Here is a 14,369-nt window from a genome sequence, read left to right as displayed (position 1 = left end):
ATGCGCACATTAAATTATAATTTTAATAGCCTATTTTTATTATCGTCAGATAGCGAGGCTCTCCCCAGAGAGTAAGGGAGAGCAAATCTCATTATATTTTTAATTGGTTTTTGGTTTTAATATTCCGCCCAAGCCTCCCCCCGCACTGGCATTTGCGTTAGCGGAGACGCCCGCAGTCAACCCACCGGTAATGCCACCAACGGTGTTAGTCACACCTGCCAGCAACCCGCTATTACTGCCACCGGTGCTGGGAGTCAAGGTCGTGGTAACGCCCGCCAATAAGCCATTAGAACCACCAGTTGACGCAGGAGGAGTGACCAGACCACCGGCCTTCTCAACTGCCTGCCCGGTGCCTTGTAATACCTGGCCCACGCCCGCTAAGGTTGGCACACTCGTACCCACTTGTGTCCCCGTCGCCGCAACGGTGCCGCCGACCGCGGTCAATAAGTTATTAACCGGCGCGCCAATCCCCGTTGTTCCACCTACGGTTTGCGTAATGTCTTGTACCTGACCCACCACCGGCGTCACTATGCCAGTCGCTGCGGTCGTCAACTTACTGGTGGTACCGGTTTGCAGGTCTTGCGCCAGCCCATTACCAATGGACGTTACCGCACCGCCGGTCTTATCCACCAGCCCACCTGCCGTACTGGTAACACCGCCCAATGGTGTATTAGCAGCGATACCTGAGACCGTGCCTCCCAATCCTGAAACACCAGTACCGACATCAGCGACGGCTTTCGGTACACTGGCTGCTGTCGTGCCTAAAGCATTAGGATTATTTCCTAATTGGCCGACGCCATTCTGTAATCCGGTCCCAACCTCACTGACTGCATTACCTGCACTGTCGACCACGGTGACCAAACCACCACCGACGATTGGCAAGCTGCCGACAGGTGTTTGGCTGACAACATCACTGACCGTATTGCCGACACCATCTACGGCGGTACCGACACCACTAACCACATTCCCGACCGCGGAATTATTCGCGGTTGTCCCACCACCGTTATCTGTTCCTCCGCCCGTTCCGCCGCCAGAGCCTGTGCCACCATTGCCATTGCCGCCACTGCCATCACTACCAGAACCGGTTCCACCGGCGGCCTGACCCGAATTATTCTTCGCAGTATTGTGAGAACCACCACCACTTCCACTACATGCCGCAAGTGAGCTGGCAAGCAATATTACCAAACTGATTGTGCTCAGACGGCTGATATTATTAGGGCTCATAGCATAACCCCCCAGAGAGAACGCCACAGCGGCGTGAAATAACTATAAGAGACACTTATGTTTCACTCAAGTTAAGACAATGTTTATTTTTTGTTTGAAATGAAAATTTATCGGCTGGATATGTATCATTTTGATAATGCGATAAAACTTTTTCTTATAAAAATCTCTATTTTCTGAATAAAACCCGCACCGATAAGCGCAAAAACTTCATCGTTCCGCCATCTCAGCTTAACCCTACTGTCATCAAAAACAGCCAGCATAGCGGTGAGATCACTTACCGGTTATCACTATGACTATCCGCCCTCTGCTCGTCCGTTTTGCTACTTCTGTTACTTCGCTGCGGCTAGAAACGGCCATGAGGGGGATAGCACTGAGAGGGTATATCTGCCATGCACTTATCTAGACCACCGACCAGCTACCCCACCCGCTATCAACAAATTGCGGCCCAATTAGAACAGGAATTGCGTGGTGCCTATCGTTGTGGCGATTACCTGCCTTCTGAACAACAACTGGCTGATCGCTATCAAGTTAACCGCCATACCTTGCGCCGGGCAGTGGATGAACTGGTTGAACGTGGCTGGCTACAACGCCGCCAGGGTATCGGCACGCTGGTATTAATGCGCCCGTATGACTATCCACTGCATGCTAATGCTCGCTTTAGCCAGAACTTGCTGGATCAAGGTAGCGACCCCACCAGTGAGCGCTTACTCGCAGTCTTGCGCCCGTGTATAGAGCATGTAGCCAAAGCGCTCTCACTGGCAGAAGGCACCACAGTGATCCATTTACGTACTCTGCGGCGGGTTAATGGCGTGCCAGTCTGTGTTATCGATCACTACCTGCCAGACCTACGCTGGTGGCCTGCTTTACAACAATTCAACTCCGGTTCATTGCATCAATTCATCACCCAGCATTTACAACAACCACTGAGTCGTAGCCAAACCCGCATCAGCGCACGTCGTGCTCAGGCAAAAGAGAGCCGCTTACTCGAGATTGCGACTCATGCGCCGCTGCTCTGTGTGCGGACCTTAAATATCTGTGTTGATAGCCAGCAGGTGGCGGAATACTCCGTCAGCCTGACGCGGGCCGACATGATTGAATTGACGATGGAGCACTGAATGGAAACTCGCCATACCACTCGGCAAAACTGGATGTCGGTGTTAGCCCACTGCCAGCCAGCAGAGTTGCTCGCTCACTGGCAAGCCTTGAATTTATCACCGGAATATCAGGTGATCCGCGCCCCAGAGATAGGTTTAAACCAATTACAGGCACGGATGGGGGCTACTGGTCGCCGTTTTATCCTTGGTGATATGACTATAACGCGTGCCGTTATCAAGCTTAACGACAGCACGGATGTTTATGGTTACAGCTACATTGCCGGGCGTAATAAGCCTCATGCCGAGCTGTGTGCCGTGCTGGATGCCTTGTTACAACTCTCCACCGTCAAGGGTAAACCCGCCGGGTTGAATGAATTATTGCTGAAAACCGTGATTCACCCACTGGCCGCAATACAACAAGAACGGCGGCAATTACGCGCTGATGCTATCACCGCCAGTAAGGTTGATTTCTTCACCTTGGTGCGAGGAGAGGACTGATGAACTTATTAACTCATTTTGAGCATCCGGTAGATGATGCGCAGCACACTTTTCGTCGTATTCTCAAAGCGTTGAGTGAACCGGGAGTGCTGGTAACACTGCCCCATGCTACCGGCTGGCAACCACTGAACCCAGCAACCACCAGTGTTCTGCTCACGCTGGCCGACCAAGAGACGCCGCTCTATCTCGACGCGGCACTTAATAGTGACAGCGTGCAACACAATGTGCGTTTTCATACCGGTGCGCCCCTGATGACATGCAGTGATAAATCCTCTTTTTCATTATTTAATAATGAGATAACAGCGGAGCAACTCGCCACCTGCCCGGCAGGTAATGAACTGTCACCGGAACAATCCACTACGGTGGTGATTCAGACCGACAGCCTACATCACGGCATGCCATTACGGTTACGCGGGCCAGGTATTGAACACAGCCGCACCGTTGCACCACACCTGCCCGCCACCGTCTTGAATTATCTGCTTAACCGCCCTGCTGCATTTCCGGCTGGCATCGATTTTCTGTTTACCTGTGGCGAGAACCTGATGGCAATCCCACGAACCACCCATGTGGAGGTGTGCTGATGTACGTTGCAGTCAAAGGGGGCGAAAAAGCGATTGCAGCAGCCCATCAATTGCTGGAACAGCAACGGCGTGGCGACAGCCAGATCCCGGCAGTCGATTGCGAGCAAATTGAGCAACAACTCGGTCTGGCGGTTGATCGGGTGATGACCGAAGGGGGCATCTATGATCGCGAGCTGGCCGCACTGGCAATTAAACAAGCCAGTGGTGACTTGGTGGAAGCCATTTTCCTACTACGCGCTTACCGCACAACCTTACCCCGTTTGGCTGTCAGTCAACCGCTAGCAAGCGAGCATATGCGGCTAGAGCGTCGTATTTCAGCCATTTACAAAGACTTGCCCGGCGGGCAAGTGCTCGGTCCAACCTATGATTACACCCACCGGCTGCTGGATTTTACCCTGCTGGCCGCAGGCGAGGCACCGCAAGCCCGCCACGGTGGCGAAACATTATCCGATGATTTATTGCGCAATAACTGTGCCCATGTGTTTGATTTATTAGTTCAAGAGCAGCTTGCCCTGACAGAGCAAGATGACGGTACTCAGCCGGAAGATATCACCCGCAATCCCCCCGTTTATCCCTGCAATCGCTCGGCCCGGCTGCAACAATTGGTCCGTGGTGACGAAGGTTTTCTGCTGGCGCTGAGCTATTCCACGCAACGCGGTTATGGCCGCACCCATCCCTTTGCCGCCGAGATCCGCACCGGTCACCTGACCGTTTCAATTCAGCCGGAAGAACTGGGATTTGCTATTGATATCGGCGAAATCTTACTGACCGAATGCGAGATGGTGAATGGCTTTGTCAACCCGGAATCAGAACCTCCGCACTTTACACGTGGTTATGGTCTGGTGTTTGGCCGTGGTGAGCGCAAAGCGATGTCGATGGCGCTGATGGATCGAGCCTTACAAAGCCGCGAATATGACGAAAAGGTCACCAGCCCGGCGCAGGATGAAGAATTCGTGCTCTCCCATGCCGATAATGTCGAAGCCGCGGGGTTTGTTTCTCATCTTAAACTGCCGCACTACGTAGATTTTCAAGCGGAACTGGAATTGCTAAAACGCCTGCGTCGTGAGCACTTACTCGCCTCGCAACAGCCATCCTCTCAAGAACAGGAACCACGCCATGACTGAGGTTCTCACCGGTTATAATCTGGGATACCTGGATGAGCAAACCAAACGGACTTTACGCCGCGCGCTGCTAAAAGCAGTGGCGATCCCCGGTTATCAAGTGCCGTTCGGCGGGCGGGAAATGCCGATGCCTTATGGTTGGGGCACCGGTGGCATTCAACTGACCGCCAGCCTGATTGGCCGCAAAGATGTGTTAAAAGTGATCGACCAAGGGGCAGATGACACCACCAATGCTGTCTCTATCCGCCGCTTTTTTCAGCGCGTCAGCGGGGTGGCGACCACCGAAAGCACGGTCGATGCCAGCTTGATCCAAACCCGGCATCGCATTCCTGAAACACCTCTGAGCGAAGATCAGATCCTTATCTATCAAGTACCGATCCCAGAGCCACTGCGCTTTATCGAACCACGCGAAACCGAAACGCGCAAAATGCATGCGCTGGAAGAATACGGCGTGATGCAGGTAAAACTGTATGAAGATATCGCCCGCTACGGCCATATCGCCACCACCTACGCCTATCCGGTCAAAGTGAACGATCGCTACGTGATGGACCCTTCGCCGATCCCAAAATTTGATAACCCCAAAATGCACATGATGCCCGCGCTGCAACTGTTCGGGGCCGGTCGCGAGAAGCGGTTATATGCCCTGCCTCCCTTTACCAAGGTGGAAAGTCTGGATTTCGACGATCACCCATTTACCGTGCAGCAATGGGATGAACCCTGTGCCTTGTGCGGCTCGCGCCACAGCTATCTTGATGAAGTGGTGATGGACGATCAGGGCAGCCGAATGTTTGTCTGTTCTGATACTGATTTTTGCCAGCAGCAACGGGTGGCACAAGAGGTAAATATTCAATGATTTCCGAACAGGTTACTTCATCATCCGCAGCCGCTCACCCACTGCTATCAGTGGAGAATCTCACACATTTGTATGCGCCAGGTAAGGGGTTTAGCAACGTCTCTTTCCAGCTCTATCCCGGTGAAGTATTGGGAATTGTCGGTGAATCCGGCTCTGGCAAAACCACCTTATTAAAATCGATTTCTGCCCGGTTGCCGCCACAGCATGGGCAGGTTATTTACCACTCTGGTGCCCAGCAACCGGTTGATTTATATCAGATGGCTGAAAGTCAGCGCCGCCGTTTACTGCGCACCGAATGGGGGGTGGTTCATCAGCATCCACTGGATGGTTTGCGCCCACAGGTTTCCGCCGGTGGCAATATCGGCGAGCGTCTGATGGCTATTGGCCAGCGCCATTACGGCGACATCCGCCAACAAGCAGGGCGCTGGCTGGAGGATGTCGAGATCCCACTATCACGTCTGGATGACTTACCCACTACCTTCTCCGGCGGCATGCAACAACGCCTACAAATTGCCCGCAATCTGGTGACCCATCCCAAGCTGGTATTTATGGACGAACCGACGGGCGGCCTGGATGTATCAGTACAAGCGCGACTACTGGATTTACTGCGCAATCTGGTGGTGGAAATGCAACTGGCAGTGGTGATTGTCACTCATGATCTCGGTGTGGCCCGGCTATTGGCACACCGGTTGCTGGTGATGAAGGAGGGTCAGGTTATCGAAAGCGGCCTGACCGATCGAGTGCTAGACGATCCCCATCATCCCTACACCCAACTATTGGTTTCATCGGTGCTACAAAACTGACTGTTTTGTCTGTTAACCCGTGAATAGATTAACGAGAACTCACTATGAATCACCAGCAACCGCCTATCAATCACCCACAACTGAGAGTTGAAAATCTCAGTAAAACCTTCGTACTACACCACCAGCATGGTATTCGCTTGCCGGTATTGCATCAAACCTCACTGGAAGTGAGTAGCGGTGAATGTGTGGTATTACACGGCCATTCCGGCAGCGGTAAATCTACTCTGCTACGCTCTTTATATGCCAACTATCTGCCAGACAGCGGTCATATCTGGGTCAAGCATCAGGGGGAATGGCTCGACATTGTGGCAGCCCCAGCGCGACAAATTATGGCGGTACGCCGTCATACCGTGGGTTGGGTCAGCCAATTCTTGCGGGTGATCCCACGGATCAGTGCATTAAATGTGGTGATGCAACCGCTACTGGAGCTTGGCGTTGAACGCCATATATGCCAACAACGCGCGCAGGATCTCCTGACTCGCCTCAATGTTCCACCACGGTTATGGGATCTGGCCCCCTCGACCTTTTCCGGCGGCGAGCAGCAGCGGGTCAATATCGCCCGTGGTTTTATCAAAGATTACCCCATATTGCTGCTTGATGAGCCAACGGCCTCGCTCGACAGCACCAATAGCGCGGCAGTTGTTAGCCTGATTGATGAAGCTAAACAGCGAGGGGCCGCCATCATTGGAATTTTCCACGATGAGGCCGTACGTAACCATGTCAGTGATCGCTTACTGGTCATGACGCCCTTTCCCGCCGATGCCAGTCCGGAGATACCCGCATGATCCTCAATAACATCAACCTTATTCTTGAAGATCAGGTGGTCAACGGATCACTCGAAATCAAAAACGGGGTTATCCACAATTACAGTGATCGCCCAACCCAACTCTCTGCCGCCATAGATGGACAAAATGGCTGGCTGTTGCCGGGATTGATCGAGCTGCATACCGATAATCTGGACAAGTTTTTTACCCCACGCCCCAACGTTGATTGGCCAGCTCATTCGGCGATGAGCAGCCATGATGCGCTGATGGTTGCCAGTGGGATCACCACCGTGTTGGACGCAGTGGCGATTGGCGATGTACGCGATGGCGGGCATCGTCTGGATAATCTGCAAAAAATGATTAATGCAGTGGTGGATAGTCAGCGGGCGGGACTGAACCGGGCAGAACACCGGATTCATTTACGTTGTGAATTACCTCATGAAAGTACTCTGCCGCTGTTTGAAGAACTGATGATGCAGCCTGAACTGTCATTGGTATCGCTGATGGATCACTCACCAGGCCAGCGTCAATTCGCCTCCCGGGCAAAATATCGTGAGTATTATCAGGGCAAATACCATCTTAATGATCAACAAATGGCAGAGTTTGAGGAAGAGCAAATCACACTGTCAGCGCGCTGGTCCGCGCCGAATCGAACAGCGATCGCCGATCACTGCTCTCAGCGGGGCATTGCCCTCGCCAGCCACGATGATGCCACGGCGGAACATGTGGCACAATCACAAGCACTGGGCAGTGTGATTGCTGAATTTCCAACCACAGAGGTGGCAGCCAGAGCGTCACATCAGCATGGTTTACAAGTATTGATGGGCGCGCCAAATATCGTCCGTGGCGGCTCCCATTCAGGCAATGTTGCAGCACACCAACTGGCCGCTATTGGAGTACTGGATATCTTATCGTCTGACTATTACCCGGCCAGCTTGCTGGATGCGGCCTTTCGTATCGCACACGATGCAACCAATAGCTTCACCTTACCGCAAGCGGTTAATTTGGTAACACGTAATCCTGCCAACGCCTTGGGACTAAAGGATCGCGGTGTTATTGCCGAAGGTAAACGAGCTGATTTGATACTGGCACGCGCTCATGACAGTGCGCAAAGTAAACATGTGTACGTGCAAAACGTCTGGCGTCAGGGAATACAGGTGTTCTGATGGGGCGCTTAATCTATCTGATGGGGGCATCGGGGGCCGGAAAAGATTGCCTACTGTCGGCTCTGCGGGCAGCCAATCCGGCAAATATTATCGTGGCACATCGTTATATCACCCGCCAGGCCAATGCCGGGGCGGAAAACCATGTTGCGCTGAGTGAACAGGAGTTTTTACTGCGGGCGGCCCAAGGATTATTCGCGTTGTACTGGCAAGCACATCAGTATCGCTATGGGATAGGTATTGAGATTGATATCTGGCTACAACACGGGCTGGATGTGGTGGTTAATGGCTCCAGAGCTTATCTGCCAGAGGCACAACGGCGCTATCCCGACCAACTTTTGCCGCTCTGTCTGACGGTTTCTCCGGCTATTTTGGCGCAACGATTGCAACAACGTGGCCGAGAGAACAGTGAACAGATCAATGCACGATTACAACGGGCGCAGCACTATCAGCAACAGCTACCGGTTAACTGTTTACAACTGTCTAATGACGGTGAGTTGCACCACACACTGGGGCAGTTACAACAATTACTGGTAGCTCCCCTAGCTGGTAAAGAAATGGGGGATAAAAAATGGAACTGACACTGTTAGGCACCGGATGCGCCCAGCAGGTGCCGGTATTTGGTTGTGACTGCGTGATTTGTGCTAAAGCCAGAGTGCAGCCCGCATTGGGCCGCAAACCTTGCAGTGCCATGTTGCGATATCAAGGGGAAACCACCTTGATTGATGCCGGATTACCGACACTGGATCAGCAGTTTACTGCGGGGGAAATTCAGCGTTTTTTGCTTACACATTACCACATGGATCATGTTCAGGGGTTATTTCCGTTACGTTGGGGATGCGGAAATTCGATCCCGATCTACGGACCGCCGGATCCAGACGGCTGTGACGATCTGTTCAAACATCCTGGAATTCTGCATTTTCAGCCGCCGATGGCCGCATTCCAGACCATCCATTTTGGTGACTTACGGGTCACACCGGTGCCGCTAACCCATTCCAAAATAACCTTCGGCTATTTATTGCAAAGCCCCAGCCGGACCATCGCCTATTTAACCGATACCGTCGGGCTACCCGCTGATAGTGCGCTATTTCTGACCAGCAAAAATATCGATCTGCTGGTGCTGGATTGCAGCCATCCGCCGCAGACACCGCCGCCACGCAATCATAATGATGTAACCATCGCGTTAGCCATTAAGGATTTGCTAATGCCACAACAGACGTTGCTGACCCACGCCAGCCACCAACTTGATCGATGGTTGCTTGACCACCCATTACCGGCAGGGGTGGCAATCGCCCATGATAATCAGACGATTACCCTATTATGATCAACGCTGCTGCATCTGAGCGGAGGTTAAGATTGTCACACCCTCTTTCGGCGGCGCAAAAGCCTGATCCAGCATCGCCTGAGCCACATCTTTGCCTTTAATCAAGCGCCACTTATCCGGCAATAAGGCAAACAGAGGTGCACTTAGGCTCTCCATCAAGCGGGGCTTGTCGCGCTGACCCGCCAGCATTGAGGGCCGGGCAAAAGTAAGTTGTGGCCAGCCCTGAGCCTGTAAGTCACGCTCGGCCTCACCTTTGGTGCGGTTATAAAACACCCATGAGTTGGCATTAGCCCCCATCGCGCTTACCAATAGAAAATGCCGTGCGCCCAGCCGCAAGCCGGTTTCACCAGCGGCCAATACCAACCGATAATCCACCAAACGAAATGCCGCCTGGCTGCCAGCTTGCTTACGAGTGGTCCCCAAACAGCAAAAGACCAAATCCACCGGTTGATCCAAGGTTTTCAGCAACTCACCGATATTTTCACCCTGTGGATTAACCAGTTTATTCATGGCTGGCAAGGGATTACGGCTAGGTGCAATGATGGATGTCACTCTGGCATCCAAACGTAACAGGCGCAGTAATTCGCCCCCCACCAGGCCACTTGCGCCCAGTAATAATACCTTCGCCATCTGACCTCCTGCCTTCTGGTATTGATGCTAATGCCGCGAAAAAGTGCAGAAACAATTATTGAAATCAATCGTTATGAATAATACATACCAGAAACACTATACCCTATATAATTCGAGTTGCATGAAGGCGGCAACTGAGCGAGTCCTCAAGAGCTTACATAAGTAAGTGACTGGGGTGAACAAAGGCAGCCAACACACATGCAGCTTGAAGTATGACGGATATATGACATAGCATCGAAAAATAGCAGTTATCATTAAAACAGGGAATTTATAGTGAAGAGTCTTGCTGCCAATACAGTTTTTTGCCAAAACCAAGGGTATTATTGGTCATCTTGATTTCCAGCAGATTGAGCTGCCAGAGTGGGGCGGATACCACTTTAGCCACCGGAAAACGGCGGCAGTAGCGCTGGCGGGCGCGGTGTTCCGCATCTCCCGTTAATTCGCTTATCTCTGCGCGGTATTGAATACCTTTAATCAAGGCTACTGTACGCGGCTGGGTGGCTATGGTGCCGACAACCTGTGGGTTTATCTGCATCAGTTCACCATGTCGGGTGTGCTTTTCTGTCATGATAAAAAGTGCCATCTGTGTTTCGTCAAATACGTAAAAACAGTTGGCACACCACATATCGATACCACTGCCCGCACACAGCGTCAGTACATGTTGCTGGCGCAGAAAGCGGTTAATACCAAGCAGATCCTCAGGGTTATTCACGTCACTCATAATTCACAACACCCTCTGGCTTAGAAATAGTCCTGATTGTACATCAAGTCCCCCGCAACAAGCAGCTCTGCGGCTATTCAGTTGAGCTTACTCACACTGAAAAGCCATTGCCCCTCCTTCCCCATACTTATCTCTGAGCAGGGGATCATTGCCAGCATATCCTTCCTGATAATAGGGTCTTAGCCGAGAAACAACCTAATAACGTGATTTAGCTAACATTTACCGCATAAGGCACATATGAATTTATATGCAAAATTTACGTATAAATTTGGATGTAACAAATAATTATGGATTAACAAATAAAATACAAAAACTATTAAGAACCCGCTCTCATTACTAATATTGGATAATAATAAGCCTGCCAATGTATCCGTCGTGTTAAATATAACCTTACTGTTTTGCATAACATACAGTACAGTTTTGAATAAACAACGTTTAAAATGAATAAAATCGATAAATTATTCATTTTTTAGTCATGTCACCTTTTAAAATCGGTAGAAAACATGACTTGAGTCACAGAATGAATAAGTGTTATGACTAAAATAGCCACCATCAGTTCATTGCTCGTAAACCTTGATTAAAAAATAGAGACCTTACGTAAATGGAAAATAACAACAAAAAAATGGCGCATATAAGGCGAACAACGCATTTAATGATGCCGGCACATCGTAGTTATTTTAACTTTTCTTATTATCACTATAGATAACATCCTCCCTGCGATGACATCCACTTTTATTGGATAGTCATTGTCTATGCACAATATTTAACAAATGCGAAAAGTGTTTACGACCTTTACGTTGAGTTAACTATTGTCTGCTTTCTCCGAAGAGACTAACACTCGATTATATTTATACGTCTATCTGATTGTGGGTTTTTATTAACCAATCGATACTCAGCTTGTGTTATTCATCTTTCAGCAGAAACATAGCTATCCTGTAAAATTTACTGTCACCTTTGTCATTAATGCTAAATGACCAGAGGATCACTGCGTCTGAAATTCAGTCACGGTGTTACGCAGAAAGCAGCCAAGACTATTAATGAATGTTATTTCATTGATACGGACTGCTATACAAAAAATTTAATGGCAATTAACTTAAATAAACCAACAAATAATGTAGGCGTAATTGTCACAGGCAATTTTAGTACGACCAGCGCACAGAAACCGGAGCGTACACCATGACCTTATAAATCATGGCTACGTGAGGATTTCGAGCACTGCTCAACCTCAAAGTGACAAGTAAAATAGCCTCTTAAAATAAAAGAGAATTTATGATGAAAAAATTAAATATCGCGGCAAGTTTATCGGCAATACCTTGCTTTGAATCACAGCGCGAAGTCGTAGATGTTTTACATACCGATTTTACTGATATTGCAGCCGTGGTGCTTTCAGTTCAGGACATTAATAATGGTGTAATTGATAGCATTCATGAGTTGGGTTTAGAAATTCCAATTTTTGCCGCTGTCTGCTGTGAAGAAGAGTTGAATACCGATGTATTACCCTCTTTAAATGGGGTATTTGAACTGTGTGGCGACAATACTGATTTTTATGGTAAACAACTGGAATCAGCCGCAGAAAAATATGAAAAAGAGCTGCTGCCACCGTTCTTTAGTACACTAAAGAAATACGTGGAGATGGGTAATTCTACCTTTGCTTGCCCTGGTCATCAGGGTGGTCAATTCTTCCGTAAACACCCAGCGGGCCGCCAATTTTTTGACTTCTACGGCGAAACTATTTTCCGCTCTGATATGTGTAATGCCGACGTAAAATTAGGTGATTTGCTTATTCATGAAGGCGCACCTTGTGATGCTCAAAAACATGCAGCAAAAGTATTTAACGCCGATAAAACTTATTTCGTACTGAACGGCACTTCTGCTTCTAATAAAGTCGCTACCAATGCGCTGTTAGCACGTGGTGACCTGGTGCTGTTTGACCGTAATAACCATAAATCCAACCATCATGGTGCGCTGATTCAGGCCGGTGCAACACCGGTATATCTGGAAACTGCCCGTAACCCATTTGGCTTTATTGGTGGTATTGATGCCCACTGTTTTGAAGAAAAATACCTGCGTGAACAAATCCGTAGCGTAGCACCTGATCGTGCTAACGAAGCGCGCCCATTCCGTCTGGCTATCATCCAACTGGGTACTTATGACGGCACCATCTATAACGCTCGCCAGGTTGTGGATAAAATTGGCCACCTTTGCGACTATATTCTGTTCGATTCTGCTTGGGTAGGTTACGAACAATTCATTCCAATGATGAAAGATTGTTCACCATTATTACTTGAACTGAATGAAAATGATCCGGGCATTATCGTTACTCAATCAGTACATAAACAACAAGCCGGTTTCTCACAAACGTCGCAGATCCATAAAAAAGATAAACATATTAAAGGTCAGGATCGTTACTGCAATCATAAACGCTTTAATAACGCCTTTATGCTACACGCCTCCACCAGCCCATTCTATCCATTGTTTGCTGCTTTAGATGTTAACGCAAAAATGCATGAAGGCAAAAGTGGTCAACGCATGTGGCTTGATTGTGTTAAGACCGGTATTGAAGCACGTAAAATGATCTTGAATACCTGTAATATGATTAAGCCTTTTGTACCGGTAGAAGTTGATGGCAAACTGTGGCAGCAATATGACACCGATGCCATGGCACAAGACTTACGCTTCTTTAACTTTATTCCTGGCGAAAAATGGCATGCATTTGAAGGTTATGAAGAGTCACAATATTTTGTTGACCCATGCAAACTATTATTAACCACTCCGGGTATTGATACTAATACTGGTGAATATACAGCATCAGGGATCCCAGCAACCATTCTGGCTAACTTCCTGCGCGAAAATGGTATCGTGCCAGAAAAATGTGACCTCAACTCGATCCTATTCTTATTAACGCCAGCAGAAGACTTGGCGAAAATGCAGCACCTGGTCGCACAAATTGCCCGTTTTGAACGTTTCATCGAAGAAGATGCAATGTTAAGCGATGTATTACCTACTGTGTATCGTAATAATGAAACACGTTACAAAGGTTATACTATTGGCAAATTATGTCAGGAAATGCATGACCTTTATGTCAGCTATGATGTTAAACAGCTACAGAAAGAGATGTTCCGCAAACAGTATTTCCCTAAAGTTATGATGAATCCACAGGATGCCAATATTGAATTCGTCCGTGGTCATGCCGAATTAGTACCATTGTGTAAAGCCGAAGGTCGAATTGCTGCTGAAGGTGCGCTTCCTTACCCACCGGGAGTATTGTGTGTAGTCCCTGGTGAAGTTTGGGGGGGTGCTGCACAGCGTTATTTCCTGGCATTAGAAGAAAGTATTAATTTACTACCAGGGTTTGCGCCTGAGTTACAAGGCGTTTATTTACAAGTCGACGAAGATGGTTGGAACCGTGCATACGGTTATATGATGAAGCAATAAGTTAACAATAATAAATTTATACCCAATTTAGTTGGCGTTACAGCCTGGCGGCAAACGAAATAACCCCGAATCACTGGTTAACATTAAGTGATTCGGGTGACAACTCTATTTGCGTGGCCCAAGTAGGATGGACCGAGTAATGATAATCGCCAACAAGG

Annotated in this window: 15 protein-coding genes; 12 read left to right on the top strand and 3 right to left on the bottom strand. The window is 49.2% G+C overall.

The window, feature by feature from the left end; all coding sequences use genetic code 11:
- Nucleotides 1-99: 99 nt before the first annotated feature.
- Nucleotides 100-1,224 carry a collagen-like triple helix repeat-containing protein gene (locus tag V2A85_RS03880; RefSeq protein WP_420070910.1) on the bottom strand — a complete coding sequence of 375 codons (1,125 nt, stop codon included), beginning with the start codon at nucleotides 1,222-1,224 and terminating at the stop codon, nucleotides 100-102.
- A gap of 389 nt (nucleotides 1,225-1,613) precedes the next feature.
- Here V2A85_RS03880 and phnF point away from each other — a divergent pair, with 389 nt between their 5' ends.
- The 10 genes from phnF (at nucleotide 1,614) to phnP (ending at nucleotide 9,425) form a co-directional block, all read left to right on the top strand.
- Complete coding sequence (phnF, locus tag V2A85_RS03875) at nucleotides 1,614-2,339, top strand: phosphonate metabolism transcriptional regulator PhnF (protein ID WP_083160850.1); 726 nt, start codon at nucleotides 1,614-1,616, stop codon at nucleotides 2,337-2,339.
- Nucleotides 2,340-2,816, top strand: coding sequence for a phosphonate C-P lyase system protein PhnG (phnG, locus tag V2A85_RS03870; RefSeq protein WP_372557860.1), 477 nt, complete (start codon nucleotides 2,340-2,342; stop codon nucleotides 2,814-2,816).
- Nucleotides 2,816-3,397 carry a phosphonate C-P lyase system protein PhnH gene (gene phnH / locus V2A85_RS03865; RefSeq protein ID WP_372557859.1) on the top strand — a complete coding sequence of 194 codons (582 nt, stop codon included), beginning with the start codon at nucleotides 2,816-2,818 and terminating at the stop codon, nucleotides 3,395-3,397. The genes phnG and phnH overlap by 1 nt, the downstream gene beginning before the upstream one ends.
- The gene (locus V2A85_RS03860; protein ID WP_420070909.1) at nucleotides 3,397-4,521 is read left to right on the top strand and encodes a carbon-phosphorus lyase complex subunit PhnI; all 1,125 of its coding nucleotides are present in this window, start codon (nucleotides 3,397-3,399) and stop codon (nucleotides 4,519-4,521) included. Before phnH ends, V2A85_RS03860 begins: the two co-directional genes overlap by 1 nt.
- Nucleotides 4,514-5,371 carry an alpha-D-ribose 1-methylphosphonate 5-phosphate C-P-lyase PhnJ gene (locus V2A85_RS03855; RefSeq protein WP_372557858.1) on the top strand — a complete coding sequence of 286 codons (858 nt, stop codon included), beginning with the start codon at nucleotides 4,514-4,516 and terminating at the stop codon, nucleotides 5,369-5,371. Before V2A85_RS03860 ends, V2A85_RS03855 begins: the two co-directional genes overlap by 8 nt.
- Nucleotides 5,368-6,174, top strand: coding sequence for a phosphonate C-P lyase system protein PhnK (gene phnK, locus V2A85_RS03850; protein WP_420070908.1), 807 nt, complete (start codon nucleotides 5,368-5,370; stop codon nucleotides 6,172-6,174). The genes V2A85_RS03855 and phnK overlap by 4 nt, the downstream gene beginning before the upstream one ends.
- 65 nt (nucleotides 6,175-6,239) lie before the next feature.
- Nucleotides 6,240-6,959, top strand: a complete 720-nt coding sequence (gene phnL / locus V2A85_RS03845; RefSeq protein ID WP_372559810.1) for a phosphonate C-P lyase system protein PhnL — start codon at nucleotides 6,240-6,242, stop codon at nucleotides 6,957-6,959.
- Nucleotides 6,956-8,104: an alpha-D-ribose 1-methylphosphonate 5-triphosphate diphosphatase gene (gene phnM / locus V2A85_RS03840; RefSeq protein ID WP_372557856.1), complete on the top strand. Its 1,149-nt coding sequence runs from the start codon at nucleotides 6,956-6,958 to the stop codon at nucleotides 8,102-8,104. The genes phnL and phnM overlap by 4 nt, the downstream gene beginning before the upstream one ends.
- Nucleotides 8,104-8,682 carry a ribose 1,5-bisphosphokinase gene (gene phnN / locus V2A85_RS03835; protein WP_420070907.1) on the top strand — a complete coding sequence of 193 codons (579 nt, stop codon included), beginning with the start codon at nucleotides 8,104-8,106 and terminating at the stop codon, nucleotides 8,680-8,682. Before phnM ends, phnN begins: the two co-directional genes overlap by 1 nt.
- Nucleotides 8,673-9,425, top strand: a complete 753-nt coding sequence (phnP, locus tag V2A85_RS03830; protein WP_420070906.1) for a phosphonate metabolism protein PhnP — start codon at nucleotides 8,673-8,675, stop codon at nucleotides 9,423-9,425. Before phnN ends, phnP begins: the two co-directional genes overlap by 10 nt.
- On the opposite strand, the gene V2A85_RS03825 is transcribed toward phnP, so the two are convergent.
- Together V2A85_RS03825 and V2A85_RS03820 are read right to left on the bottom strand one after the other, a co-directional pair.
- A complete protein-coding gene (locus V2A85_RS03825) occupies nucleotides 9,426-10,055 on the bottom strand; it encodes a hypothetical protein (RefSeq protein ID WP_420070905.1) in 630 nt (209 codons plus the stop codon).
- A 268-nt stretch (nucleotides 10,056-10,323) separates the two neighbouring features.
- Nucleotides 10,324-10,776: a YhbP family protein gene (locus V2A85_RS03820; protein ID WP_193784741.1), complete on the bottom strand. Its 453-nt coding sequence runs from the start codon at nucleotides 10,774-10,776 to the stop codon at nucleotides 10,324-10,326.
- A 601-nt stretch (nucleotides 10,777-11,377) separates the two neighbouring features.
- On the opposite strand from V2A85_RS03820, the gene speFL reads away from it, so the two are divergent.
- Together speFL and speF are read left to right on the top strand one after the other, a co-directional pair.
- Nucleotides 11,378-11,482, top strand: coding sequence for a leader peptide SpeFL (gene speFL, locus V2A85_RS03815; protein ID WP_105877053.1), 105 nt, complete (start codon nucleotides 11,378-11,380; stop codon nucleotides 11,480-11,482).
- A 566-nt stretch (nucleotides 11,483-12,048) separates the two neighbouring features.
- Nucleotides 12,049-14,211 (top strand): ornithine decarboxylase SpeF, encoded by a 2,163-nt coding sequence (gene speF / locus V2A85_RS03810; protein WP_372569846.1) that lies wholly within the window; start codon nucleotides 12,049-12,051, stop codon nucleotides 14,209-14,211.
- The last annotated feature ends 158 nt before the right edge of the window (nucleotides 14,212-14,369 follow it).

This window comes from Yersinia sp. 1252 StPb PI (genome assembly GCF_048593885.1).
Classification (GTDB): domain Bacteria; phylum Pseudomonadota; class Gammaproteobacteria; order Enterobacterales; family Enterobacteriaceae; genus Yersinia; species Yersinia enterocolitica_E.
The sequence above is the reverse complement of the archived record's forward strand: the minus strand, read 5'-3'. Positions and strand labels throughout refer to the sequence as shown.

Bases quoted from the DNA above. Each gene is read 5' to 3' on its own strand.
- phnG (WP_372557860.1), top strand. From the start codon at position 2,340: ATGGAAACTCGCCATACCACTCGGCAAAACTGGATGTCGGTGTTAGCC.
- speF (WP_372569846.1), top strand. From the start codon at position 12,049: ATGAAAAAATTAAATATCGCGGCAAGTTTATCGGCAATACCTTGCTTT.
- phnF (WP_083160850.1), top strand. From the start codon at position 1,614: ATGCACTTATCTAGACCACCGACCAGCTACCCCACCCGCTATCAACAA.
- V2A85_RS03880 (WP_420070910.1), bottom strand. From the start codon at position 1,224: ATGAGCCCTAATAATATCAGCCGTCTGAGCACAATCAGTTTGGTAATA.
- phnH (WP_372557859.1), top strand. From the start codon at position 2,816: ATGAACTTATTAACTCATTTTGAGCATCCGGTAGATGATGCGCAGCAC.
- V2A85_RS03825 (WP_420070905.1), bottom strand. From the start codon at position 10,055: ATGGCGAAGGTATTATTACTGGGCGCAAGTGGCCTGGTGGGGGGCGAA.
- V2A85_RS03855 (WP_372557858.1), top strand. From the start codon at position 4,514: ATGACTGAGGTTCTCACCGGTTATAATCTGGGATACCTGGATGAGCAA.
- V2A85_RS03860 (WP_420070909.1), top strand. From the start codon at position 3,397: ATGTACGTTGCAGTCAAAGGGGGCGAAAAAGCGATTGCAGCAGCCCAT.
- phnN (WP_420070907.1), top strand. From the start codon at position 8,104: ATGGGGCGCTTAATCTATCTGATGGGGGCATCGGGGGCCGGAAAAGAT.
- V2A85_RS03820 (WP_193784741.1), bottom strand. From the start codon at position 10,776: ATGAGTGACGTGAATAACCCTGAGGATCTGCTTGGTATTAACCGCTTT.
- speFL (WP_105877053.1), top strand. From the start codon at position 11,378: ATGGAAAATAACAACAAAAAAATGGCGCATATAAGGCGAACAACGCAT.
- phnM (WP_372557856.1), top strand. From the start codon at position 6,956: ATGATCCTCAATAACATCAACCTTATTCTTGAAGATCAGGTGGTCAAC.
- phnP (WP_420070906.1), top strand. From the start codon at position 8,673: ATGGAACTGACACTGTTAGGCACCGGATGCGCCCAGCAGGTGCCGGTA.
- phnK (WP_420070908.1), top strand. From the start codon at position 5,368: ATGATTTCCGAACAGGTTACTTCATCATCCGCAGCCGCTCACCCACTG.